Origin of the sequence: Enteroscipio rubneri, from assembly GCF_963929405.1 — a bacterium.
In the GTDB taxonomy this organism is placed as follows: Bacteria; Actinomycetota; Coriobacteriia; order Coriobacteriales; family Eggerthellaceae; genus Enteroscipio; species Enteroscipio rubneri.
This window is the reverse complement of record NZ_CAWVIN010000001.1, coordinates 141,337-165,363: the sequence shown is the minus strand read 5'-3', so window position 1 is coordinate 165,363 and position 24,027 is coordinate 141,337. Positions and strand designations below refer to the sequence as shown.

At 64.5% G+C, this 24,027-nt stretch carries 20 protein-coding genes; 9 read left to right on the top strand and 11 right to left on the bottom strand.

Annotation, left to right across the window (positions count from 1 at the left end; genetic code table 11):
* Window positions 1-2: 2 nt before the first annotated feature.
* Both ABGT83_RS00670 and ABGT83_RS00665 read right to left on the bottom strand, forming a co-directional pair.
* Window positions 3-668, bottom strand: coding sequence for an ATP-binding cassette domain-containing protein (locus ABGT83_RS00670; RefSeq protein ID WP_346685536.1), 666 nt, complete (start codon window positions 666-668; stop codon window positions 3-5).
* Between the two features lie 233 nt (window positions 669-901).
* The gene (locus tag ABGT83_RS00665) at window positions 902-2,839 is read right to left on the bottom strand and encodes an FAD-dependent oxidoreductase (RefSeq protein ID WP_346685535.1); all 1,938 of its coding nucleotides are present in this window, start codon (window positions 2,837-2,839) and stop codon (window positions 902-904) included.
* Between the two features lie 207 nt (window positions 2,840-3,046).
* Between ABGT83_RS00665 and ABGT83_RS00660 the strand changes: the two genes are divergently transcribed.
* The 8 genes from ABGT83_RS00660 (at window position 3,047) to ABGT83_RS00625 (ending at window position 13,488) form a co-directional block, all read left to right on the top strand.
* Entirely contained in the window at window positions 3,047-3,424 is a 378-nt protein-coding gene (locus ABGT83_RS00660) for a VOC family protein (protein ID WP_346685534.1), read from the top strand.
* Window positions 3,425-3,430: 6 nt separating this feature from the next.
* Complete coding sequence (locus ABGT83_RS00655) at window positions 3,431-4,345, top strand: LytTR family transcriptional regulator DNA-binding domain-containing protein (protein WP_346685532.1); 915 nt, start codon at window positions 3,431-3,433, stop codon at window positions 4,343-4,345.
* Window positions 4,339-5,082, top strand: a complete 744-nt coding sequence (locus tag ABGT83_RS00650) for a hypothetical protein (RefSeq protein ID WP_346685530.1) — start codon at window positions 4,339-4,341, stop codon at window positions 5,080-5,082. Before ABGT83_RS00655 ends, ABGT83_RS00650 begins: the two co-directional genes overlap by 7 nt.
* Before the next feature lie 181 nt (window positions 5,083-5,263).
* The gene (locus ABGT83_RS00645; RefSeq protein WP_346685528.1) at window positions 5,264-6,106 is read left to right on the top strand and encodes an ABC transporter ATP-binding protein; all 843 of its coding nucleotides are present in this window, start codon (window positions 5,264-5,266) and stop codon (window positions 6,104-6,106) included.
* Window positions 6,107-6,835 (top strand): ABC transporter permease, encoded by a 729-nt coding sequence (locus ABGT83_RS00640; protein ID WP_346685526.1) that lies wholly within the window; start codon window positions 6,107-6,109, stop codon window positions 6,833-6,835. It abuts the gene before it with no gap.
* A gap of 88 nt (window positions 6,836-6,923) precedes the next feature.
* Window positions 6,924-8,717, top strand: a complete 1,794-nt coding sequence (locus tag ABGT83_RS00635; protein ID WP_346685524.1) for a GGDEF domain-containing phosphodiesterase — start codon at window positions 6,924-6,926, stop codon at window positions 8,715-8,717.
* 602 nt (window positions 8,718-9,319) lie between these two features.
* Window positions 9,320-12,601, top strand: coding sequence for a SpaA isopeptide-forming pilin-related protein (locus tag ABGT83_RS00630; RefSeq protein WP_346685522.1), 3,282 nt, complete (start codon window positions 9,320-9,322; stop codon window positions 12,599-12,601).
* A 191-nt stretch (window positions 12,602-12,792) separates the two neighbouring features.
* Window positions 12,793-13,488 (top strand): class B sortase, encoded by a 696-nt coding sequence (locus ABGT83_RS00625; RefSeq protein ID WP_346685520.1) that lies wholly within the window; start codon window positions 12,793-12,795, stop codon window positions 13,486-13,488.
* Window positions 13,489-13,622: 134 nt separating this feature from the next.
* Here ABGT83_RS00625 and fusA read toward each other — a convergent pair whose 3' ends face one another.
* On the bottom strand, window positions 13,623-15,689 hold the full coding sequence (gene fusA, locus ABGT83_RS00620) for an elongation factor G (protein ID WP_170042412.1): 2,067 nt from the start codon (window positions 15,687-15,689) through the stop codon (window positions 13,623-13,625).
* Window positions 15,690-16,203: 514 nt separating this feature from the next.
* Here fusA and ABGT83_RS00615 point away from each other — a divergent pair.
* A complete protein-coding gene (locus ABGT83_RS00615) occupies window positions 16,204-16,584 on the top strand; it encodes a hypothetical protein (protein ID WP_346685519.1) in 381 nt (126 codons plus the stop codon).
* A 51-nt stretch (window positions 16,585-16,635) separates the two neighbouring features.
* Here the strand turns inward: ABGT83_RS00615 and ABGT83_RS00610 are convergent, their stop codons facing one another.
* The 8 genes from ABGT83_RS00610 to ABGT83_RS00575 all read right to left on the bottom strand — a co-directional run bounded on the left by ABGT83_RS00610 (window position 16,636) and on the right by ABGT83_RS00575 (window position 24,019).
* Complete coding sequence (locus ABGT83_RS00610) at window positions 16,636-17,499, bottom strand: bifunctional 5,10-methylenetetrahydrofolate dehydrogenase/5,10-methenyltetrahydrofolate cyclohydrolase (RefSeq protein WP_346685518.1); 864 nt, start codon at window positions 17,497-17,499, stop codon at window positions 16,636-16,638.
* A 48-nt stretch (window positions 17,500-17,547) separates the two neighbouring features.
* A complete protein-coding gene (locus tag ABGT83_RS00605) occupies window positions 17,548-18,378 on the bottom strand; it encodes a formate/nitrite transporter family protein (RefSeq protein ID WP_346685516.1) in 831 nt (276 codons plus the stop codon).
* A gap of 57 nt (window positions 18,379-18,435) precedes the next feature.
* Window positions 18,436-18,861, bottom strand: a complete 426-nt coding sequence (locus ABGT83_RS00600) for a 6-pyruvoyl trahydropterin synthase family protein (protein WP_346685515.1) — start codon at window positions 18,859-18,861, stop codon at window positions 18,436-18,438.
* Window positions 18,849-20,264 (bottom strand): bifunctional folylpolyglutamate synthase/dihydrofolate synthase, encoded by a 1,416-nt coding sequence (locus ABGT83_RS00595; RefSeq protein ID WP_346685513.1) that lies wholly within the window; start codon window positions 20,262-20,264, stop codon window positions 18,849-18,851. Before ABGT83_RS00595 ends, ABGT83_RS00600 begins: the two co-directional genes overlap by 13 nt.
* A gap of 22 nt (window positions 20,265-20,286) precedes the next feature.
* Window positions 20,287-20,895 carry a GTP cyclohydrolase I FolE gene (folE, locus tag ABGT83_RS00590; RefSeq protein WP_346685909.1) on the bottom strand — a complete coding sequence of 203 codons (609 nt, stop codon included), beginning with the start codon at window positions 20,893-20,895 and terminating at the stop codon, window positions 20,287-20,289.
* 34 nt (window positions 20,896-20,929) lie between these two features.
* Window positions 20,930-21,562, bottom strand: a complete 633-nt coding sequence (locus ABGT83_RS00585) for a cyclodeaminase/cyclohydrolase family protein (protein WP_346685511.1) — start codon at window positions 21,560-21,562, stop codon at window positions 20,930-20,932.
* Window positions 21,563-21,645: 83 nt separating this feature from the next.
* Window positions 21,646-23,313 carry a formate--tetrahydrofolate ligase gene (locus tag ABGT83_RS00580; RefSeq protein ID WP_346685509.1) on the bottom strand — a complete coding sequence of 556 codons (1,668 nt, stop codon included), beginning with the start codon at window positions 23,311-23,313 and terminating at the stop codon, window positions 21,646-21,648.
* Window positions 23,314-23,392: 79 nt separating this feature from the next.
* Window positions 23,393-24,019 carry a cyclodeaminase/cyclohydrolase family protein gene (locus tag ABGT83_RS00575; protein WP_346685508.1) on the bottom strand — a complete coding sequence of 209 codons (627 nt, stop codon included), beginning with the start codon at window positions 24,017-24,019 and terminating at the stop codon, window positions 23,393-23,395.
* Window positions 24,020-24,027 lie beyond the last annotated feature (8 nt).

Below are 24,027 nucleotides of genomic sequence, written 5' to 3'. Positions count from 1 at the left end.
GGTCACTCGCCCTCCTTCGCCACGTACACGCACGCATCCGCTCGACAGGCCAGTTCGCGTTCCACCACGCCCACCACTACGGCCGCATCATGTTCGCGCGCCGCACGGGAGAGCAGCTCCATCAATCCCCGAGACTGTGACGTGGTCAACTGGTCCTCCACATCGTCGACCGCCACGGCATCGGGTTCGCCGACGAACGCGAGCGCGATGCCCAGCTGCGCCAGCTTCTCCGAGGTGAGGTCCTTGACTCGAATCTCCATGACATCCGCCAGGCCCCAGGCTCGAAGATAGTCCGCCGACTCGCGGCGCGAGTCCAGCCCGTGCAGCTCGAACTCCGCTTGCGCCGCGCGGGCCGCACTCAGGTTCTCCTGCAGGTCGTTGAGCCCCTTGAACAGACCGAGGCCCACGTGGCGCTCGGCTTTGGCGCGCTCGCGCGGCAGCTCGAAGCCGCCCACGCGAAGCGTTCCCGCCGTAGGCTTCATGCGTCCCGCCAGGGTGAGCAGAAGCGCCGTTTTCCCGCTTCCGTTTCGTCCCCGCACCGCGGTAACCTCGCTTTTACGTGCGTCCACGTCGACGTCTCGGTACACGTATCCAGCGTAGGTTCGAAGCCCAAGGCCCCGCGCACTGATATAGGGCGTGCATTCGGCACGCGCATGCTCGGATTCCATAGCATCCTTTCCCTGCACAACGGGTTACAGCGGCGAACAAACGCACGCGAACACACCGCGTTCGTATCGAGCGCCGAAGAGGCGACGCGGCCGCGAAAGCGGCAACCGCCTGTCTGTTAGGTTGTATACGGAAAGCACGGCATGCCGCGAATCCGACGACGAACCGCAGCGAAACCGTTGGGAAACGGGCACGGAAGAGGGCGCCGAAGACAAGGCGCTCCCTCCGCACGCCCTTACGCGAGCACCGCGTCGTATGCGGCAACCTCGAACGCCTCGCTGGTTGCATCGAGAGCGCGGCGCGCCTCGACGGCATCTCCCACGATGCGAACATCGAAACCCGCTCGGACGAGCTCGGCAGACAGCGGATCGTATCCGACATAGCCCATGGCGAGCACGACCGAGTCGAACCCGCGCAGCTCGCATCGCCGCCCATCCGACGTCTCGAACGCAACGCCGTCAGCGAGAAACGCGCGCACCTTCGCCCCGACGACCTGCTGCACCCCGTATTCGGCAAAATCCCGCATGAGGAGCTTGCGATGCTCCTCCGCCATATCGGCGCCCAGGGAGTCACGGTATTCGACGACGGCCACCTCATGTTGGAGTTCGGCGAGGAAATCGGCTGTCTCGCAGCCAACCATGCCCCCTCCGACGACGAGCACCTTCCTCCCCGCCGTGCATCTGCCCTCCAGCAGATCCTCGGCCGCGATGACGGCAGGATTGTCGGCGCCCTCGATGGGAGGCACGAGCGGACGGGAGCCGGTGGCCACGACGACCACGTCGGGACGCTCTCGGCTCACGACGGCTGCATCGGCCTCGCAGCCCATCTTGAACGTCACGCCGGCTTTGCCACAACGAACGATGTAGGAGCGGATCATGCCGGCGATATCGCCTTTTCCGGGGGGATAGGCGGCCGTATGCATGCCACCGCCCAGCGTCGACCGCCGCTCGTACAGCACGACGCTATGGCCGCGCTCGGCCGCAGTGAACGCGGCGCACAGGCCGCCGGGGCCCCCGCCGACCACCACAACGCGCTTCGGGGAGGCTGCCTGCAACGGAGGATCCGCCTCATGGCCCAGAAGCGGGTTGGCCAGGCAGCGTATGGGCTCACCGCGATACATGCGGGCCACGCAGCCCTGCAGGCATGCGATGCAGGGGACAACGTCCTCCGAGCATCCCTTCTTTGTTTTCAATGGGAGATGCGGATCAGCCAACGACTGGCGGCCGAAGGCGACAAGATCGGCACGTCCTTCTCTGACCAGAAGCTCTGCATAATAAGGATCGGTGAAGCGACCCACCGCGATGACGGGGACATGCACTGCGCGCTTGATCTCGCTCACCAAGTCGGCATTGAAGCCGCCATGGACGGCGGTAGGTGCCCACATGTATTCGTCCTTGATGTGGACGGCGCGAGAGACATGCAAGCACGCTACGCCGCAGGCCTCCAGATACGAGGCGACGGCGGCTGCATCGTGCACATCCAGGCCGCCAAGCATCTCATCGCTCGCGTTGATGCGGGCGATGACGGCTGCCCGGTCGCCTACGCGGCGGCGAACTTCCTCGACGATGAGGCGCGGAAACCGCATGCGGTTCTCGAAGCTGCCGCCGAACTCGTCAATGCGCTTATTCGTGCGCTGGGAGATGAACGAACCCACCAGATATCCGTGCGCCATGTGGATTTCAACCGCGTCAACACCAGCACGGAGAGCGCGCTCGGCCGCATCGCCGTAGCCCCGTACCAATTCGTACACCTTTTCGGCAGGTACCTCCCGGGGCACGTCGCGCCCGCAGGCGGAGGGGATGGGCGAAGCGGCCTGCAGAGGCGCACCGGCATTCTTGGCATTGCCCTCGGGACCGGCGTTCTGCAGCTGCACCGACACCTTCGCGCCATGCGCGTGGCACGCCTCGGCGATACGGGACAGGCTGGCGACTGAACCGTCGTCGTAAAGGCACGGCTTGCGCGGGCCGCCTTTCGCTCCCTCATGCACAACGGTCGCCTCAACCGTGACTAGCCCGAATCCTCCCCGGGCACGCTCGGCATAGTAGGCGATGGACTGTTCCGACCAGGTGCCATCCGTGTTTGCAAAATTATTGCCCATCGGCGGCACCACGAAGCGATTCTTCACGGTCATAGAGCCTATCTCGATAGGCGAGAACATGGTTTCGAAGCTCATCGTCCCTCCAGTGCGCAGCTGCGCCACCGTGTCGCCATCTGAGCGGCGAAGGGCGGCTGCCCGATCACCTGCTGGTTTTCTCCGCAACCCAGTCTAGCAGACGGCGGCCGCACATTCGGCCGAGGCGAAGGGAGCCCATGGCGCGCGGCCGTAGCGTCGGGTATACTGCCTTCGAGAAAGCGCAGGGGCACGCTGAAGGAGGCTACCATGAAAGCCAAGATGATACACGAGTGCATTCACGTCCTCGATCAAGAGAAATCGCTTGCATTCTACGAGCGCGCGCTCGGTCTTAAGGTGCAGCGTCGCATGGGGCCCGACGATGGCTCGTGGGAGAACGTGTTCATCGGCAACGACGAGACCGACTTTCAGCTGGAGCTCACGTGGAACCGCGGGCGCACCGAGCCCTACGACAACGGTGGACGCGACACACACCTTGCGTTCGAAGTGGACGACATCGACGCGGCGCGCGCCCTGCACGAAGACATGGGCTGCGTGTGCTTCGTGAACGAGCGCATGGGCATCTACTTCATCGAGGATCCCGACGGGTGCTGGCTCGAGATTCTTCCGGCGATGCGCACGGAGTAGCATCCCGTGGCCGAATTCTCCTCCATCGAAGAACTGGCAGTCGACGATCGCAGCGTGCACATCGAGTGCAGCCGCGAGACGTCCGCCGCCCTGTTGGCGGTCGTGCGCGCACGCTACCGCACGCAGCGCTGCGCGTTCGTCCTGGAGACCGACCGCGGCTTCGAGCGCGACTCCGTGGCCTCGCACCTGCGCTTCTATGGCAGCATCGCGCGCAGCTCGGTGCATTACGAGGACGCCATCTCGCACTTCAACCTGCGCGGCGTCGCGAAACGCAAGATGGGCGGCCTCTCCCCCTCGGCGCTCGCGCTCGTGAACCTGGCGCGCGCGAGCCTCTTCGAGCCGGAGATGTGCTTCCTCGAACGCCCGCTGTCCGACCTCGACGCCGAAGGGCGTTCCATCGCGCTCGCCTGGATCGCCGATCGGATGGAGCAGGGCTGCCGTTTCATCACGACGGTCGAGCCGCTGCGCGAGGCGCTGCTCATGCCCGGCGTGGCCTGCTGGCACGAAGAGGGACGCTTCATCGCGGTGGACCAGGACGACGACGAAGACGAGGACGGGGGCACCGCGTACGAAGGCGACGAGGTGCACGTGCTCAAGATTCCCGCGCGCACCGAGACTGCCACGCTGCTGTTCGACCCGCGCGACATCGACTTCGCCGAGAGCATGAACAAGGCTACGTACCTCGTCGTGCGCGGCGAGCGCTACCAAACGCCGCGCACGATGGACGAGCTGGAGCACGAGCTGTCGCGCGCCGGGTTCTTCCGCTGCCATCGATCGTTCCTCGTGAACGTGCAGAAGGTGGCGAAGGTGGAACGCTACACGCGCAACAGCTTCAACCTCACGCTGGGCGACGCCGCGCACACGTCCATCCCGCTAGCGAAGGGGCGTGCCGAACAGATGCGGGAGCGCTACCGATGGTAAACGTGAAGCAGGTCGCTGCCCGCCCGGGCATCCTGAACGTGCTCGTGCGGAAATACTTCATGAACGTGGCGAAAAGCCCCGGGCTACTCGCATGCTGCCTGTTCCCTCCGCTGTTCCTGCTCGTGTTCCGATTCATCATCATCGAGCCCGTCACCCATGACGACGCGAGCATGTTCCTGCTCGTCATGGGCATGCTGTTCTCCACCAGCATGGTGCCCGGCACGACGATCGTCTACCCTATGGCCGAGGCGCGCGAAAAGCACACGCTGCGCACGATGGAGCTGGCCGGCGTCGGCCGCGCCCAGATAATCGCCGCGCATGGCATCGTCGGCACGCTGTACACCGCGCTCGCGGGAGCGGCCTGCTTCCTGGTGTCGGGAGCCTCCTTCGATTCGATGCCCCCCTTCATGGCGATCACCGTGCTGGCCGGCGTCCCGCTGATCGCGCTGTCGCTGGCGCTGGGTCTCGCCTCACGCAACCAGATGGCGGCCAGCTTCTCCAGCCTGCCCATCATCCTCATCGGCATCGCGCCCTTGTTTTTCATATACGCCGAATCCACGTTTTCGGCCCTGCCCCTCCTGCCCACCGGCGGCGGGTTCGCGCTCATCTACGCGCTGGCGGAAGGCATGCTATCCGCCTCCTCGTCCATCGTGCCCGCGCTTGCGCAGCTCGCATGGATCGTCGTGAGCCTCGTCGCGTTCATCATCGTCGCGCCGCGCATCCCCTGCGACGAGTAGCGCAGGCGGCTCCCTCCCCAACCCGGCCGCCGCGCCCGCGCCCATGCCCTTGACGCGTGCTCCTGTCGTCGCACCTCACGCTCCTCTCGTCGCGCGGCGTGCTCCCGACGTCGCGTTTTCCTTGTTCAGGAGCTTGCGTCGGAGGAAACTGCTCCCCGTCGAAAACGAAAGGAGCATCTACATGAGCCCCCTGCTGTCCATGGACGACGTGTCCCTCAGCTTCAAGGCGAAACGCGTGCTGAACCACCTTACCTTCGAGGTGGAACGCGGCGAGTGCTTCGGCTTCCTGGGTCCCTCGGGCGCCGGCAAGACCACTACCATCAAACTGCTCACGCGTCAGCTCGTCAAGGATTCCGGCCGCATCATGCTGTTCGGGCGCGCCATCGAGCACGCTGCGAGCAGCGACTACGAGCGCATCGGCATCCTCTCCGACACGAGCGCACTCTACGAGCGCATGACCATCGATGAGAACCTGCGCTTCTACGCGAAGATCCGCGGCGTGACGGGGAACAACATTCCCGCGCTGCTCGAGCGCATGAACCTGGATGCGGATAAGAAGACGCTCGTCAAGAACTGCTCGAAGGGCATGCGCCAGCGCGCCGCGCTTTTGGCCGCACTCGTGCACGGACCCGAGCTGCTGTTCCTCGACGAGCCCACGAGCGGACTCGATCCCGCAGCGCGCGCCGAGGTGCACAAGATGCTGCGCGAGCTGAACGTAGCAGGCACCACGATATTCCTCACCACGCACGATATGGCCGAGGCCGAAGACCTATGCCAGCGCGTGGGCATCCTTGACATGGGCCGTCTTATCGCCTGCGATGCCCCGGAGGAGTTGCGCCTACGCTTCGCCAAGAACGAGGTGCTTATGCGCTTGGCCGACGGGCGCGTGGTGCATGCGTCGAAAGACTCTGCAGGCGCCCCCGCCGTGGCCGAGGCGCTGGCCTCGGGCGCCTGCCTGTCTATCCATTCGGTGGAGCCGAACCTGGAGGAAGTGTTCTTAGAGCTGACAGGAAGGGAGTTTTAAATGGAGACAACGCTGCGTAAAACGGGGGCTCTTTTGGGCAAAGACCTCAAGGATCTGGTGAAGAACCCCACCATGCTCATCTGCACGCTGCTGCCCATCGCCTTCGTTCTTCTGTACGCGCAGATGTCGGGCGGATCCCCTGAAGAATCCGAGATGCTGTCGCGGTATTTGGTTTCCATGGCGTTCTGCATCACCGCAGGCATGGTAGGCAGCATGACGGTCCTCACCGCCATCGCCGAAGAAAAGGAGAAGAACACGCTGCGCACGCTCATGCTGGCGAACGTGAGCGCCGGGCACATTCTCGCGTCAAGGGGCATCGTCGCGTTTGCCTCCATTGCAGTCGTGGACGCCGTCTGCTTCGCCGTGCTGGACGTTCCCGCCGATCAGATGGGTTCCTACCTGCTGATCAGCCTTTTGGGCAGCGTTCCCATCGTAATGATCGCATTGCTTCTCGGCCTGGCGGCGCGCGATCAGATGACGGCCGGGCTCTACAGCCTGCCCATCGTGCTCGTCGCGTTTTTGCCCTCGTTCTCTATGGCGAACGACACGCTCGAAAAGCTGGCACCCTTCTTCCCCACAGGCGGGGCAAGCGAGCTCATCGAACTGTCGGCGCAGGGCAGCCTCTACACTGACGACGCCCTCCAGCCGCTCCTTGTAACGCTCGCCTGGATGGTCATCTCGGTCGTCGCATTCGCGCTCCTCTACCGGCGGCTTTCGCGCGACAACTAGCGGACGAACATCGTCTTTTACATGGGAAACGGTTGTAACATGGTACTATGCAGTAGGAACCATATACCCCTCTGTGCGAAAGGCTCCCATGCGGTCGAAGGTCGTCGCAACCGTTATCATGCTGCTCCTCGGCGTCTGCATGCTCGTGTTCATCATGGTGCAGACGCAGAACTACGCAAGCATCATCAACGACGCCGGCATCGTTCGGGGTGCCACGCAGCGGGCCGTGAAGCTCGAGATAGCGAATCTTCCGAACGACGAGGTTGTGGAGCGCGTCGACGAGACGCTCGCCTCGCTTTTCGACCGCGAGGAGCAGCGCCCGGTCGTGAACCAGGACACTGGGGAATTCATGGACGCGCTGTTGCGCGTGCAGGATAAGTGGGATAGCATCAAGCAGCAGTTCGATGCACCCGATGCGGAGAAATCCTCGGAGCGACTGCTGACTTTAAGCGAAGAGCATTTCAAGCTGGCTGACGAAACGGTACTCTTGGCGCAGCGACGCGCCGAGAGCGACTTCATATGGATCACAGCCATCGGCATCGCGCTCATTCTCAGCTCTGCGCTCTTCTTCTCGCTCCTCGAACGGCAGCATCGCCTCAAGATGAGAAAAGCCCTCACCACGGATCAGCTGACTCGCGGGCGCAACCTCTACGCGTTCGAAGAGGAAGCCGCCCGGCTCGTGCAGGCGAGCGAACCGGGAGCGTATCTCGTGGTATACACCAATGTCGTCGGCTTCCGCGCCATCAACGAGTCGTTCGGCCGTTCAGCAGGCGACGACGTGATCCGCACGCTTCAATCGCTGTTCGAACTCGCCTGCGAGCCAGGCGAGTTCGTCGCGCATGCCAACGCCGATCACTTCGTGCTGCTGCTTCGCAACGGAAAGACGCGCGCCGAGCAGCTTGCCGCGCTGACGGCCGCGCGCTTGCGTGCGAACGAGACGCTGCCGTTCTCGGACCGAATCGTCTGCGGCTACGGCGTCTTCGAGCTGACCGATGCGCATGAGGACATCGCCACAGCGGTCAGCAACGCGGCGGTCGTTTTGAAGGAGGGCGTCGTCGACAATCTGATCGCCCGCTATGATGACGAGTTCAAGTCGAAGCTCGCATTCGAGCGCAGCATCGAACAACACATGCGCGATGCCTTGACCAACGGCGAGTACGCCATCTATCTGCAGCCGCAGTTCTCTCTCGAGGACGGATCGCTCGTCGGCGCCGAGCTGCTCTGCCGGTGGGATTCGCCCGAACTGGGGTTCTTGGCGCCCGACCGGTTCATCCCCCAGTTCGAGCGGAACGGATTCATCTCCGAGCTGGACTTCTACATGATGGAGCAGGCCTGCAGCCTCTACCCGCTTGTCGACCATCCAAAGTCCGACGGCACCCCCGTCCATCTGGCGGTCAACTTCTCACGCGTCACCATGCTGCAAAATGATTTCGTCGAGCGGTTCGATAGCGTGGTGAGGCGCTTCGACATACCCGCATCCTTCCTGCACGTCGAGATCACGGAAAGCGCGTTCTCGGCCGACGAGAAGGTGATCATCGATATCATCGCCGATCTGCAGGAACGCGGTTTTCCCATCGCCATGGACGACTTCGGTACTGGGTATTCGTCGTTGTCCCTTCTCAAAAGCATGCCCATCGACGTCCTGAAAATTGATCGCGGCTTCCTTTCGGCAAGCGAGGACGACGCGCGTTCTCGCCGCGTGCTCGAATACGTGATCGCCCTCGCAAACGCCCTCGGCATAGACACGGTGTGCGAGGGAATCGAGACGGCCGAGCAGGCCGCTCTGCTGCGCAGCCTCGAATGCGACATCGGACAGGGCTACTACTTCGCCCGCCCGATGCCCCTCGCCGCCTTCCGCGAGCGCTACACCTCCGCCCGATAAGCTCGCCCATTGCGCAGCGTCGCTCTGCGGCGCGGCTGCACTCAACAGCGCTCTCCCCATGCCCATCAGGCGCGCTAGAACGACGTCGGACGCGCGTCGCATACGCGTTGGAGATCGGGCGGATGCCTGGCCGGAATGCGACGCAGAAAGCTCGACGATCGGTCTCCCCTGCGAACGACAGGCGGCGGCGAGGGGCAAGACGTGCGCCATCGCGACGCCAGCTCTGCTGATTATGATGGGTTCACGGCATCGCGCAGATGCCGCCATCGGCCAGGGAGGGAGCTGCCATGGAACGGCATCGCGCATGTATCGAAGCCCGCAGCGGACGCGAGGGCGGAAGCACCGGAATCGCCCGCTGCGGGCTGTCCCTCATCGCGAAGAGAACGCGAAGCGCGGCGGAGCATCCCGGCGCGCAGGGATGCACAAGAACGTCGCAAGCCGCGCGCAACACGCGTCCGAAGGCACGGACAAGCGCACGGCCTCATACGACACACGGGGCGAAACCCGCGCATCGCCCCTGCGGGAAGACGAGGCGCAGATGCGCCGCGCCACTCCTGGTCGTGCTGCTCGCAGCGGGGATCGCGCCCATCGCAGGGTCGCAGATGCAGGAGGCTCACGCAGCATCCGCCCCCGCCCTCGGCACGAAGACGAGCGGAACCTGCTACATCGAGAATTCTTGGCGCACGAACGGCCAAACCTACTTCAATGTGAGCGGGTTTTCGGGAGAACTTTCGGGAGCATGGGCCGTTTCGCCGCTCGAATGCCTCAACCATACTGCAGCCGCCCCAACGTATACGAGCGCCTCTTACGAGGCCGCCGTGTCGGCGGTCGACGTGCGGGCGGGATGGGTGGAATACAGTGTGCGCATCACCCCGCCGGGCGTGACCGACGGCGTCTCGAAGAACGAGCACGGCCTGATCGGCTACCAGCGCGTGGGCGGGACCGTGCGCGTTTCGCGCAGCTTCGCTGGCGGCATCGAACTCGTCAAAACAAGCAATGACGAGCAACTATCCGGCAACAACCCCTGCTACTCGCTGGCTGGGGCCTCGTATGGCGTATACGGCGACGCCGCGTGCTCCGACCGTCGCTTCACCATGTCAACCGACGGTGCGGGCCGCTGGAAGACCGCACTCGACGTGCCGGTGGGAACCTATTGGATCAAAGAGGCCACTCCTCCTGCCGGCTACGCGCTCGACGGCACGACCTACCGGGTTGTCGTCGACGCCGACCGGTACGTCCGCGTCAACGCGAGCACAGTCGCAGACGAACCGCAGGTCGACACCGCGGACATCCTCCTCGAAAAGCGCGACGCCGAACTCGAGCCTGATGCGGATGGCGCGCGGCCCCAGGCTGGAGCCTCACTTGCGCGAGCGCGATACGAGATCGGCTTCTACGCAGGCCTCCATTCGACCACCGACTTGAGTTGGATCGAGAGCACAAAACCCCAGCGTACCTGGATCATGCAGACCGACGAACGGGGAACCATCCCGCTTGCCGGAGCCGACGGCACGTTCGCGGACTCAGAAGGACGCGAATATCCTTACAAGGTGGCGGGAGACGACTTCTATCACAACGCTCGCGGGCGCATCGTGTTGCCGTTCGGCACGGTGACCGTGCGAGAGACAACGGCGCCCGAGGGCTACCTTCTTCCCGAAGGCGGACGCGTCCATGTACGGCAGGTAACAGGCGGCGGCCCATCCGAAACCGTGCGCACCTATGTAGCCCCCGTCGATCCCGAGCAGGTGGCGCGCGGCGATGTGGCGCTTACCAAGATTGCAAGCGCAGAGCCATCCCAAGGCGACGGCGGCATCAAGGACACGCTTGTCGGCGTCGATTTCCAGATCGTCAACGATAACGACGGCGCCGTGGTTCGAACAGACGGCACGCTTGCGACTCGCGGGGAAGTCGTCACGACGATTACGACCGACGACCGCGGCTACGCCTCCACGGCAGAGGGTGCGCTCCCCTTCGGCTCCTACATCGTCCGCGAGGTTGCGAGCACCGTGCCAGCCGGTTACGCGACCGTGGAGGACTTCGGTATAACCGTGACCGACAACGGACAGGAACTCTACTACGTGCTCGAAGACGAAACGGGTACCCCGCTGCGCGTAGTCAAGGTGGATGCCGAAACCGGCAAGGCAATCGCCGGGCAGATGACGTTCCGCATCCTGGACGAGCACGGGCAGGTGGTTTCGTTTACGCGTCACTACCCCGCCCTATCGCATCTGACCGCCTTCACCACCGACACCCGAGGCACCTGCATGCTGCCGGAAAAGCTCAACGGCGGAAAGACCTACTTTCTTCAGGAGATCGCAGCCCCCGAGGGCTACGTGCTCGGCCCGGACCCCATCCCGTTCACGGTCGACGGTTCCGCCGGCTGGACATGGGCGGATCCTCTTACGGTCACGATGCCCGACATGCCACAGAAAGGAAGGATTGTCGTCTCGAAAACCGACGCCGAACGCGGCGGCCCCGTCGCGCACTGCATCTACGAGGTACGAGCTGCATCGGATATCGTGACGGGCGACGGAACGGTACATGCCGTGGCCGGCGAGCCGGTGGCCTGCATCGAGACTGGCGCGGACGGAGCGGCGCAAACCGACGAGCTGTACCTGGGTTCATACGTTGTAGCCGAGACGCAGCAGGCCGACGGCTATCTCCTGGACGCAGAGCCGCACCCTGTGACGCTTAACTACGCGGGACAGTCCGTCGCCGTGACAACTGCGGCGCTCGACGTGACCGATGCATCAACGCGCATCGAGGTGAACAAGGCGCGCGCGGGCGATGGCGCGCCCGTCGAGGGCGCGCGGTTCGCCTGGTGGAACGTCGCCGACGAGCGCGAGGAGAATGCGCCCGACCTCATTGACGATTCCGAGCACGCGGAGAATCCGGATGGTGCGCTCTCGCCGCTCGACCGAGTGGACGAGGACCGCGTCTCCTCCGGTACGACCGATGCCGACGGCAGGCTTATCGTATGCCGCCTGCCACCTGGCACGTACGGATTCGCCGAAGTCGAAGCCCCTCCTGGCTACTTGGCAGACGGGTCGGTGCAATACGTCACTATCGGGAAAGACGGCCTGATCGACGGCGAGGCCGCAGGCATCCTTCGATTCGAGAACGATTGCACCAAGGTGCTGGTCTCCAAGACGGCCGCCACGACGGGCCAACCGCTTGAGGGTGCAACGCTCGAGCTATACGCGCTCACGGAGGGAGAAGACGGCGAGCCGCTCCACGCTCTGGTCGAACGATGGACGTCCGAGTCGGAGCCCCATGCTATCGAGGCGCTTCCCCCGGGCGACTATGCATTGCACGAAGAGCAGGCCCCCGATGGGTACCTGCCGGCCGAAGACCTTGTATTCGCAGTTGAAGCGACCACCGAGGAGCAACATGTCGAGCTTGAGGACGACTGCACGAAAGCCGACATCGTAAAAGTGGATGCCGCAACCGGCGATCCGCTGCCTGGTGCCGTGCTCGCTCTCGTCGACGCGAAAGGCGCCTGCATCGATCCGCGGAACCACCTGACAAGCCCCGCCGAAGTCGAAGTGCACGAACTCGGCCCCGACTGGACTTCCCAGGATGGAGGGAAGGCGATCGGATGGGTGTCCGAAGATGGGCCGGTGCGCTTCGAAGGCCTGGCGGAATCCGAGCTGCACCTGGTGGAGATCGAAGCACCTACAGGTTATCTTGGAGCGGAAGCCGTAGCTTTCACGGTCGAGCCGACTGGTGCAGCACATACGGTGACCATGGCCGACAAGGCGGAAGGGTCTTTGTACGGCCGCACCGGGGCCGAACTTCCCCCGAGTTTCGCCGCAGCTGCCTTCATCGCGCTTGCCACAGCTTGTGCAGGAGCGGCGGCATGGCGACGCCTGCGGTTCGCGGGATAATCCCCGTGTTCGGAACGGCGCAGCGGCGGGGTGCTCCAAGCCAGACGCGGATCGCACGAGATCGTCGGCGAAGCCGGATCGTCCGGCATCGGCGGGCTCGGTTGATCAAGTCGCTCCGGAACCGCAAGCGAAGGCGGTTCGCCGGAAGGGCGCGCCGCGGCGACCCTCGAGGAAGGTACACTTGTCGTGCGATGCGCGCCCTCGCCGTCTGCGCGCTGACGGCGGCGATCCTCGCCGCGTTGCCGGCATACGACAGCGAAAACGGCATCGTCTCCGGTGTTTCGCTCGAGAAGGGAGGTGTGTGCGACGTCCGTGCGTCGAATATCGACTGGGCGTACTGGACGTCCGTCAACCCCGATGTGATCGGTTGGATCGAGGTGCCGGGCACCTCGATCGATGGGCCGATCGCGCAGGCGCCCGTCGAGGACCCCGAATACTACCTGAAACACGACGTCTACCGGAAGCCTTCGGCAAGCGGCTGTTTCTACCTCGACGCTTCCTGCCCCGAAGGGCTGAACAGCCCTCATCGTATCATCTTGGGCCACAACATGGCGGATGGTTCCATGTTCGCGCCCGTGCGCGGCTACCTGGATGCGTCGTTTGCTGCCGACCATCGCACGATCGTCGTGAGCGAGCCGAACGGCGCGCACGTATTCGAAGTCGTGGCGGCGCGCATTATCGACGGCAGCGAACCGGCCAAGCGCACAGCCTTCGCATCCGAGGCGGCATTGCGCGCCTGGCTTTCCGAACAGGTCGGAAAGGCGGCGATGGTGCTCGATGCACAGGCAACGGAAGAGGCGGACGGGGTCACGACGCTCGTCACCTGCATGCCCGGCGGAGCGCAGCGCGTGCTCGCATTTGCCGTGGAGCGAGCTGCCGCCCTTTGATGCTGCACCCTCGGCTTCGGGTCCTGTTTCGGCGTCCCCGAAGCTTTCCGGTCGAGAGACGACGGGAGGACGGCCGTATCGGCCGCCCTCCCGTCTTCATCCGTCGCCCGCAGAGGCGACGGAACCCCGAGTGTTCAGTTGCCTGCAGCGCGCGCAGCCTGGTAGGCTTCGACAAGCTTTTTCGTCACATCCACCGGAGCAGGCTCGTACCCTTCGAGCGAAAGCGAGTACGAACCCGAACCGCGCGTGATGGCGCGCAGATCCTTCGTGTACGTGACCACCTCGGCGTACGGCACGCGTACCATGATGACCGTTTCTCCTGCATCGTTGGAGTCGGTGCCCACGATGCGGCCGCGCCTTGTGGAGATGTCACCCATCACGGCGCCGGCGTATTCCTCGCCCACTGTCACGTCGAGGTTGGCCATGGGCTCGAGCAGTATAGGATCAGCCTTCTCGCATGCGGCCCGAAAACCGATGCGCGCCGCAGTCTTGAATGCCATTTCGTTGGAGTCGACCGAGTGGTAGGAGCCGTCGTACACGGCGCACTTGATGTCCTCCATAGGATAGCCTGCCAGGAAACCCTCCGCCATGGCGTCCTGCACGCCCTTGTCGATGGCGGGGATGAAGCCGCGCGGGATTCTGCCGCCCACGACTTCGTCGAGGAACTCGTAGCCGCCGCCCGGATTCGGCTCGATGCGCAGCCAGCAGTCGCCGAACTGGCCGGCGCCGCCCGTCTGCTTCTTATGGCGGCCCTGCGCCTCTGCTTTTTTGCGAATGGTCTCGCGGTACGGGATGCGCACGGGCACGAGTTTGGCCGTGACCCCCGTCTGCTCCTTGAGGCGCGCAAGCAGCGTTTCCACCTGCGCTTCGCCCATGGCAGTAATGACCGTTTGATGAGTTTCTTCGCTGCGGCTGATCGAGAGCGTCGGATCGTTCTCGGCGGCGCGGGCCAGGAAGGTGCCCAGTTTGTCCTCGTCGTTCTTGTTCTCCGCCTCGATTGCCACCGGATACTGCGGCACGGGCAGCGGCAGCGGATCGATGGCCACTTCGCCCGACTTCGACAGCGTGTCACCGGTACGCGTCTCGTTGAGCTTCGGCACCACGATGATGTCGCCTGCCTTGGCGCTCTTCACGTCGGTGTTCTCCTTGCCCATCATGACGTAGAGATGCCCCAGGCGCTCCTTTTTGCGCGTGCGCGCGTTGAGGAGCTCCATGCCGGGCTCGAGCACGCCCGAGATGACCTTAAAGAAGCTCAGACGTCCCACGAAGGGATCGGAGACAGTCTTGAACACGAAGGCTGCGGGTTCACCCGTCTCGTCGACGAGCGTTTCCTCGCCGTTGGCCAGACGGAAGCGACCGTGATGGCGCGGATGCGGGAAGTAGGTGGCGATATCTTCCATGACGCCCTGGATGCCTTGCTCGATGATCGTAGAACCCACGAACACAGGTATGAACAGCTCCTGCGCGATTGCCTTGTCCAGCAGCGACTCAAGCTCCTCCTGCGTGAGCTGCTCCTCGCCGTCGAGATACTTCATCATGAGATCGTCGTCGGCCTCGGCCACAAGGTCGCATAGCTTGTCGCGCGCGGCCTGCGCAGCGTCGGCGTAGTCGGCGGGGATGTCTTCGACGCGCTCGGAGCCCCCCTCGAAGTAGCGCGCCTTCATGCGGATAACGTCGATAACGCCCTTGAAGTCCGCATCGACGCCAATAGGAATGGTCACCGGACCCAGACGCGAGCCGAAGCGCGCATGCAGAAGCGCCATAGCCGTGTCGAAGTCGGCGTTCTCGCGGTCGATGTGGTTGATGAACACGGCGCGAGACAGGCGCATATCCTCGGCCTCGCGCCACAGCTTCGTCGTCATAACCTGCGGTCCTGCAACTGCGTCGACCACGAACAACGCCATCTCGGCAGCCTGCATGGTAGCTAGGGTATCGCCGATGAAATCGGGATGGCCTGAGGTATCGAGCAAGTTGATCTTATAGTCTTTGTAGGGAATGGGGGCGATGGACGTGCCGATGGTGAACTTGCGCCGGATCTCCTCATCGTCGTAATCGAGATAGGATTTCCCGTCGTGGGTCGTGCCCATGCGGGGCGTGCGGCCGGAGACGTGCAGCATCGCCTCGGCGAGCGATGTCTTGCCGGCGCCGTCTTGGCCGACCAGCACAATGTTTCGCACGTGTTCGGTAGCAGGAGCTGCCATGTTGACCACCAACTTTCCTGTCGCGTGGTCCTGCGCCGTCGCCGAAGAGCCTCAGGCGCGAACCACAGTCGAGCCTTACCAACGTCCTCATAGAAGCAAGCGGTAACTTCATGGCTCACAGTGTATCGCATATGACTCGCAGAGCGTTGGAAAACGGAGGATTTCGCTCGTCGTCCGGACGGGAAGAAGCGCGAACCTGAACATCACGGTCTGTCCAGGGAGCCGAACTACCCTGCCGAAGCAGCAGCACACAACGGCAGGGCGCAAACTGGACAGCGTACCGATCGCAGAGAACCTCGAACCGTGCAGACACGCATCGCCCTTTCCGCGCAACGTTTGTAGAACTCGCGGAAGCTGCGTTACCGAACGGTGACGATTCGCATGCATGCATCCATGCATCAGCTCACAGAGTTCCCGGCTCCCCGTATAATCGAAGGGTACGCACAGAACGAAACGAAACGTTGACAACCGGGAAGTCGAACAATCCCGGCTCGAACGCGAGCGAGGAGCATCCATGAGCAAGCACGAGCCCATCATCGACATCGCCCCCATCGCCAGCGCGAGCGCCAAGGCAAAGGACGCGGCCGCAACCGCGGCCGATGCGTTCCAAGCCCCGTCGTTCGGCAAGAAGGCCACCCGGGCGGCCGCAGCCGCGCCGAAGGCGGCGGGCGCCGCCAAACAAGCCACGCACGACGTCGCCGCCACGATCATCGACGGTAAGGGGCAATCCGGCAAGAAGCCGAGCAAGATCGCCGGGGCCGTGCAGACGGCGGCAGGCGGAGCCATCATGCTCGTCGGCGTACCCATGCTCATTCTTCCAGGACCCGGCCTGCTCGCCATCGGAGGAGGCGCGCTCATCGCCGCCAACGGCGTGAAGAAACTCATCGGCAAATAGCCCACCCCCCCCCGACGAAGCGCCCGCCCCCCCCCTGCAGCTCGCTGCGCGTCACCGCATGGGCGCCGAGAGCTTTTCGGCAGCCTGCACCACATGGATCGCAAGCACGCTCGAGGTGACGACGCCCACCCCTCCGGGAACCGGCGTTATGGCATCGACTAGCGGCTCGACCTCCTCCATGATGACGTCCCCGCGCAATCCCCGCCCGCCTGCAGCCGAGCCGATGCCCACGTCTATGACGACTTGGCCAGCGCGGAAGTACTCCGCGCCGACAGCCTGCGTGAGGCCGGCCGCCACGATGACGATGTCAGCCCTCCTTGCGATGGCGGGAACATCCGTCGTCCTGGCATGGCATATGGTCGGCGTCGCATCGGCTGCCATGAGCATCATGGCAGCCGGCCGTCCCACGACCAAACTGTTCCCGATGATGGCCGCACGCTTGCCGGCAAGCTCGACCCCGTAGTGCTCGAGCATCCTCATGCAGGCTTCAGCCGTGCAGGGCGCGAACCCCTCCCCGTAGCCTGCATACACCATGGCGAACGAGGCGCCCGTGGCCCCATCAACGTCCTTGGCCAGGTCGATCCTCTCCTTCACCTCCCGTTGCGCCAGATGGGCCGGCAGCGGGCTGAGCAGCAGCACTCCGTGGACGTTCGCGTCATCGCTCAGCGCCGCGACGGTCGCCTCGATCGCATGCTGGTCCACATTTTCGGGCAGCGCGACCTTCTTCACGGAAACGCCCACCTGCCTGCAACGCGCCGACGCGCCCCGCTCGTAAGCCGCATCCGCATCGCGCGCGCCCGCACGGACGATGGCGAGCACCGGATCGATGCCGCGGGCCTTGAGCTTCGAGGCCCTCGCCCTCGTCTGCGCGTCGATGCCAGCGGCAACCTCCTCGCCCGTCATGATGAGCGCCATGGGAAATCCTTTCCTCGAAAACCGCGCCTTCCGCCCGCTCGCGCAGCGTCAGCGCATCCGAAACGCGTACCAGTACAACAGGCCCGCGAAAAGCGCTCCCCCCGCCACGTTGCCCAGCGTGGCCGCAGACAGGTTGTACGCGATGGAGCCCAAGTCCAGGCAGACGGTTCCGGCGGCGAATCCTGCAAACTGGAGCGTGAGGGCTGCGGGGAGGAAGAACATGTTCGCGACGCAGTGCTCGAAACCGCATGCGACGAATGCCGTGATGGGAAGCAGCAAGCCGACGATCTTGTCGCCCACGCTGCGAGCGGAGAACCCGATCCGCAACGCCAAGCACACGAGGATGTTACACAGAACGCCTTTGAAGAACAAAGTCGACCAATCCGGGACGACCTTGCCCACCGCGACATCGACCATCGCCGAGCCCACGGCGCCCCCGTTCATATCGGGCACATGCGCCATGAGCACCAGGAACACGACCATAAGCGATCCGATCAGATTGCCGATCCACACGATGCCCCAGTTCCTGAGCATGTCCTTCAGGGCCACGCTCCCGCTCGCCACCCCGTCGACCATGAGCACGTTGCCGGTGAACAACTCGGCGCCGCAGCACAGGACAAGGGCGAGGCCCAGGCAAAAGCACGCTCCCCCGACGATCCGTTGAACGGCGAACGGAAGGGAGGCATCGCCCAGAACCGTGCAGAAAAACATCGCCCCGAACGCGATGAACATGCCTGCGAGCAGGGCAAGCGCAAACATCCGCCCCGCCGCCATCCCGGCTTTCGCCACCGCGGCCGCCTGAATCTCGTCCTCGACCTCCGCAGGCGTGCGCGCGTCGGGCCGAAGCAGGCGCGCCTGCGAACTATCCGAACAAGTCATGGCATCCATCCTCCAAAAAGCATTCTCGTCGCAAGGGCTTTCCCGGGCCATCTCGCCTCACCGCTCTTTGCGGTAATACGCGCAATTGAGCGGCGTCTCGTACACTTCCACGCACGTCACCGGAAAGCCCTCGCTCTCCAGCCGCTCGTAGAAGAAGCGCGCCAGGTTCTCCGAGGTCGTGCGAAAGGGCATGAAGAACAGGCAGAACGTCTCCTCTTCAAGGCACGCGATCGTCTCCGGGGCAAGAGAGCCCTCCTCGACGATGAACGTATGGTCCAAATCATCGGTCAACGAGCGAAGGGCGTGCTTGAAGTCGGCGAAATCGACCACCATGTCCTTGGTTTCCGCCTCGCACTGCAAAATCTCCTGCTCGATGCGTGCCACCACCCGCCACCGATGCCCATGCAGGTTCTCGCACGCTCCATCGTAATCGGTCAGGAAATGGGCGGCATCGAAGCTGCTCTCCGTTTTCAATCCGTACATGTCCGTACCCGCCTTTCGCTCGAGTCGCTCATCGCATCGCGCGCGACTGCCCGTCTCATCTCTCCCATGGAATACAAACTGCCGAACGCGCACACCGCCCCCTGCGGACCGACGATGCTCCGCGCGAGCCTCCAAGCCTCCACCGCTCCATCCGCCTCGCAAACCGGAATCCAAGAAGGGCCGCCCGCGCGCCCGCCCGGTCCGTCGCCTGCGCTCGTTTTCCCAACGGCGGCCCTGATCGCCTCAGCCAGCTCGCGTCCGGGCAGGGCGCGCGGACTACTCGGCGCATAGGCAACGAAGGCGCAGCCGAGAGGCGCGATGGCCTCCAGCATGGAGGCGTAGTCCTTATCCGACAGCACGCCCACGACGAACGCCGGCCGCGCTCCGGGAAGCACTTCGCCCAGCGTTTCCGCCAGCACCTGGGCGCCCTGCGGGTTGTGCCCTCCGTCGAGTATCGTCAACGGCCTGCGGGCAACCACCTCGAAGCGCCCCGGCCATCGGGCGGCAGCTATCCCGGCCTGAATCGCAGCCGCCGGGATGTCCCACCCCCGCTCGCGCAGCGCCAGCGCCGCATCGATCGCGAGCGCGGCGTTGCGCGGCTGGTATGACGCGAGCAGCCTCGTCTCGCACGGCAAACCTCGATAGGCGAAACGGCGCATCGGCGCATCGGCCATCGGCCCTTCGCCCATCGCTGCGGCATCCGCGCCTTCGGCTCTCAGCACGAGCGGCTCCACGGCAAGCTGCGCGAAATCCGCAAACGACACACGCGCGCGCCGCTCCCCGCACGCCTCTTCCACCGCCGCCCGGGCCTGCGGCTCCTGCGGCCACGAAACTACCCTCGAGCCGTCCTTCACGATGCCGGCCTTCTCCCGGGCAACCGCGCCCAGCGTATCCCCCAGCACATCCGTATGGTCCAGCCCTATGCGCGCGATGACGCAGACTTCGGGATCCTCGATGACGTTCGTGGCATCGAAACGTCCGCCCAAGCCCACTTCTAACACGACGATGTCGCACGCGCGCCGGGCGAAATGCAGCATCGCGACCGCGCACAAAAGCTCGAACTCGGTCGGATGGTCGTCCATGGCATCGGCCGCCTCGCGCACGAGCTGTGCAGCGTCCCGAAGCTCTGCAAACGAGATGTTCTCGCCGTCCACGCGAATGCTCTCGTCCATCCCATCGATGAACGGGCTTGTGAACAGCCCAGTCCTGTATCCCGCGGCCTGCAGGATGGAGCCCAGGCAGGCGCACACGGACCCTTTGCCGTTCGTGCCGGCGACGTGCGTGAACGACAAGCCCCGCTCGGGCGCGCCCACGCGGTCGAGCAGCGCGCGCATGCGGCCAAGCCCCAGGCGGGACTCGCGCCACCGCGGCTCGCTCAGATAGGCTATGGGATCGAAGGACATGTGAATCGCGACCTTTCCAAAGCTAGAATCTCAGCAAGCGCAGGGCTTCCTCCCTGGTTTTCAAATCGCTTTTGAACACCCCGCGCACCGAGGAGGAGACCGTCTTCGACCCGGGCTTCTTTATGCCCCGAACGGTCATGCAGCTGTGCTCCGCCTCGATGACCACGAGCACCCCGCGCGGATCGAGGGCCTGCATCATCGCGTCGGCGACCTCGGCCGTCAGGCGCTCCTGCAGCTGCGGCCGATGCGCGAAGCCCTCCACGCACCGGGCGATCTTCGAGAGCCCGGTGATGCGTCCTTGCCGCGGAATGTAGGCCACATGCGCCTTGCCCACGAACGGCAGCAGATGGTGCTCGCACATGGAGGCGAAGGGGATGTCCTTGACGATGATCATCTCCTCGTGATGGTCTTCATGGAACTGCTTCATCAAATGCGCGGCGGGATCTTCGTCGATGCCCCCGAATATCTCCGCGCATGCGCGGGCGACGCGGTTCGGCGTATCCACCAAACCCTCGCGATTAGGATCCTCGCCGATCCCCAAAAGCAGCTCTCGAACCGCGGCCTCGATGCGCCGCCGGTCGAACGCGCGGCGGACGACGACGTCCTCCCGGTCCAGCTCGGCAAGAAGCATCGCAGCGCCCGTCCCCATCGAATCCGCAGCCATGTCAGGCACCTCCTCGCATCGAATCCAAAACAGCCCTCGCCACCGCATCCGTCCGCGGGAGATGCCCCCGCAGCAACCCGTCGCATTCCTCTTCGATTGCGCGGGCAAAGGCGCGGTCTTGCAGCGATGCCGTGTTTACGAACACGTTGAAACCCGCCATCTCAAGCGCTGCTCGAGCCAGCGAAGCCCCGCAGCCGACGTCGGAAAGCAGCATCTTCGAACCCTTCTGCCCCATCTCCTCCAAAAGCTCGATGATCCCGCAAAGCTCGCGCATCATGCGAAGGGGAGCCTCGACGGCTTCCTTGGTCGCCTTCTCAAGCGCCTCGGAGCGCTCCGGGTCGTCCTTTGGAATGCCGTAGGCGCGGGCAAGCGGCTTGAAGGCTCGCGCATCCTCTTCGGCAAGCTCGAGCATCCGCAGGCGGGCGGAATCGGCATCCGCCAGCAAACGCGCGACGTCGGCTTCCGCATCGGCGTAGCGCTCCTTCCCGACGGTGAAGTTGCCCGCCATGGAGCACAGGGCCGCCGCCAACGCCCCCGCCAGGGCGGCAGCGGCGCCGCCGCCCGGCACCGACCGCTTCGCCGCCAGATCGGCTGCGAACTCCACGCAGCTTTTCCGCATCAATCGCTCAGACATCCATCCACCTCCCGGCCCCGCGCAGCCGACGAGGCCGGCTGAAAACCCCGCATGCCCCCGCCGGCCGTCGCCGAGCGCAGCCTCTAGAACAAACCCGTTATCTTGCCGTCTTCGTCAATGTCGATCTTCTCGGCGGCAGGAACCTTCGGAAGGCCCGGCATCGTCATGATGTCGCCCGTGAGCGCCACCACGAAGCCGGCGCCAGCGGCCACCTTGAGGGCGCGCACCGTGATACGGAAGCCGCTCGGGGCGCCGAGCTTCGCGGGGTCGTCGCTGAAGGAGTACTGGGTCTTCGCCATGCAGATGGGCAGTCCGCCGAAGCCCAGCGACGTGAGCTCCTCCATCTGCCTGCGGGCCTCGGGCGTGAAATCCGCGCCGTCCGCGTGGTACACCTTCGTGGCGATGGCGTGTATCTTCTTCTCGATGGGATCGCCCGCATCGTACGCGAACGCGAAATCGTTTGGCTGTTCGACCAGGCGAAGAACCTCCTCGGCAAGCTCTCGGCCCCCTTCGCCCCCGCGCGCCCATACCTCCGACAAAGCCACGTTCACGCCCAGCTCCTGGCACCGCCGCTCCACCAAGGCCAACTCCGCCGGCGTGTCGGTGGGAAACGCGTTGATGGCGACCACCACCGGCAATCCATACACGTCCCGCACGTTGCCCACATGCTGCAGCAGGTTGGAAAGGCCGGCTTCGAGGGCGTCGAGGTTCTCGCTGGAAAGATCCTCTTTCGCCACGCCGCCGTTGTACTTGAGGGCGCGCACGGTGGCCACCAGCACGACAGCGCTCGGGCGGATGCCCGCGGCGCGGCACTTGATATCGAGGAACTTCTCCGCGCCCAGATCGGCGCCGAAGCCGGCTTCCGTGACCACGTAATCGGCCAGCTTGAGGGCGGTCATGGTGGCCTCGATGGAGTTGCACCCATGCGCGATGTTGGCGAAGGGGCCGCCGTGGACGAACGCGGGCGTTCCTTCCAGGGTCTGCACCATGTTCGGCTTGATGGCGTCCTTCAGCAATGCGGTCATGGCGCCATGGGCCTTGATGTCGGCCGCCGTGACCGGCGCGCCGTCGAACGCGTAGGCTATCACCATGCGGCCCAGCCGCTCCTTGAGGTCGGCGAGATCGGAGGCCAGGCACAGCACCGCCATGATCTCGGACGCCACCACGATGTCGAAGCCGTCCTGGCGCGGCATGCCGTGGGCCGGGCCGCCCAATCCGTCGATGACGTTTCGCAGCTGGCGGTCGTTCATGTCCAAAACGCGCTTCCACACCACCCGCCGCGGGTCGACGCCAAGCTCGTTACCCTGCTTGATGTGGTTGTCCAGCATGGCCGCGCACAGATTGTTCGCGGCCTCGATGGCATGGAAGTCGCCCGTGAAGTGCAAATTGATGTCTTCCATGGGAACCACCTGGGAATATCCTCCACCGGCCGCACCGCCCTTCACGCCGAACACAGGGCCGAGCGACGGCTCGCGCAAGCACAGGATGGCCTGTTCACCCACTGCACGCAGCGCATCGGCCAAGCCGACGGACGTGGTGGTCTTCCCTTCGCCGGCTGGCGTGGGGTTGATCGCGGTCACCAGGATGAGCTTGCCTTTGACCGGCGCGTCCTTCAGAGAGTGGATGTCCACCTTGGCCTTGGACGATCCGTACAGCTCAAGCATGCTCTCGTCGATGCCGGCCAGCTTCGCCACCTCGACGATGGGAAGCACCTCGGCTTCCTGCGCAATTTGTATATCGCTCTTTGGCATGGAATTCCCTCCTCGGGGTGTATGCGGATCAGAGTCGCCCACTCCGCTTCGCGCGAGGAGCAGGGCGGACGGCAGCAGGTTATGAAAGGTTCTCGTAGACGTAGCGGTAGATCTCTTCTTTGAGCGAGGTTCCTTCGTCCATCATGCGCGCGACCTCGGCCTCGACGGCATTCACGAAATCCTGATCCTTGATCACGGGCGTGTTGATGCGCACGTTCATGACGGCGCCTTCAAGGCCCGCATGCGCCATGAGGGCGGCGACGCCGAAATCGCTCATCGCGTTGGCATTGAACGCGCCTTGCAGCGAAGCGCCCAGGCGCAGCACGGCAAGGCACTGGCGAGCGGTGGTCAAAGGCGATTCCACGGCCTCCTTGTAGCCGACCTGGATGGCGGCAGCGCGGGCGGCCTTTTCCTCGTCCGTGCCTTTCGGCATCCTGAACGCATCCATGACCAGCGTGAACGCATCGGTATCGGCATCGACGCGCAGCAGCAGCTCGCGGCCGAGCTCGGCGGCCTCGGCCTGCGCGGCCGCGAGCTCGCTTTGGTGGGCGGCCAGATTCTCGCGCCCGAAGCTCAGATTGCACACCATCGAGACGAGCTCGGCCCCCAGCGAGCCGCTGAGCGCGGCAACGCTGCCGCCGCCCGGAGCCGGCGCGTCCGACCCGAGCGTTGCATTGAATTCCTTGAGATCCATTTCGATAAGCATGATGCGGG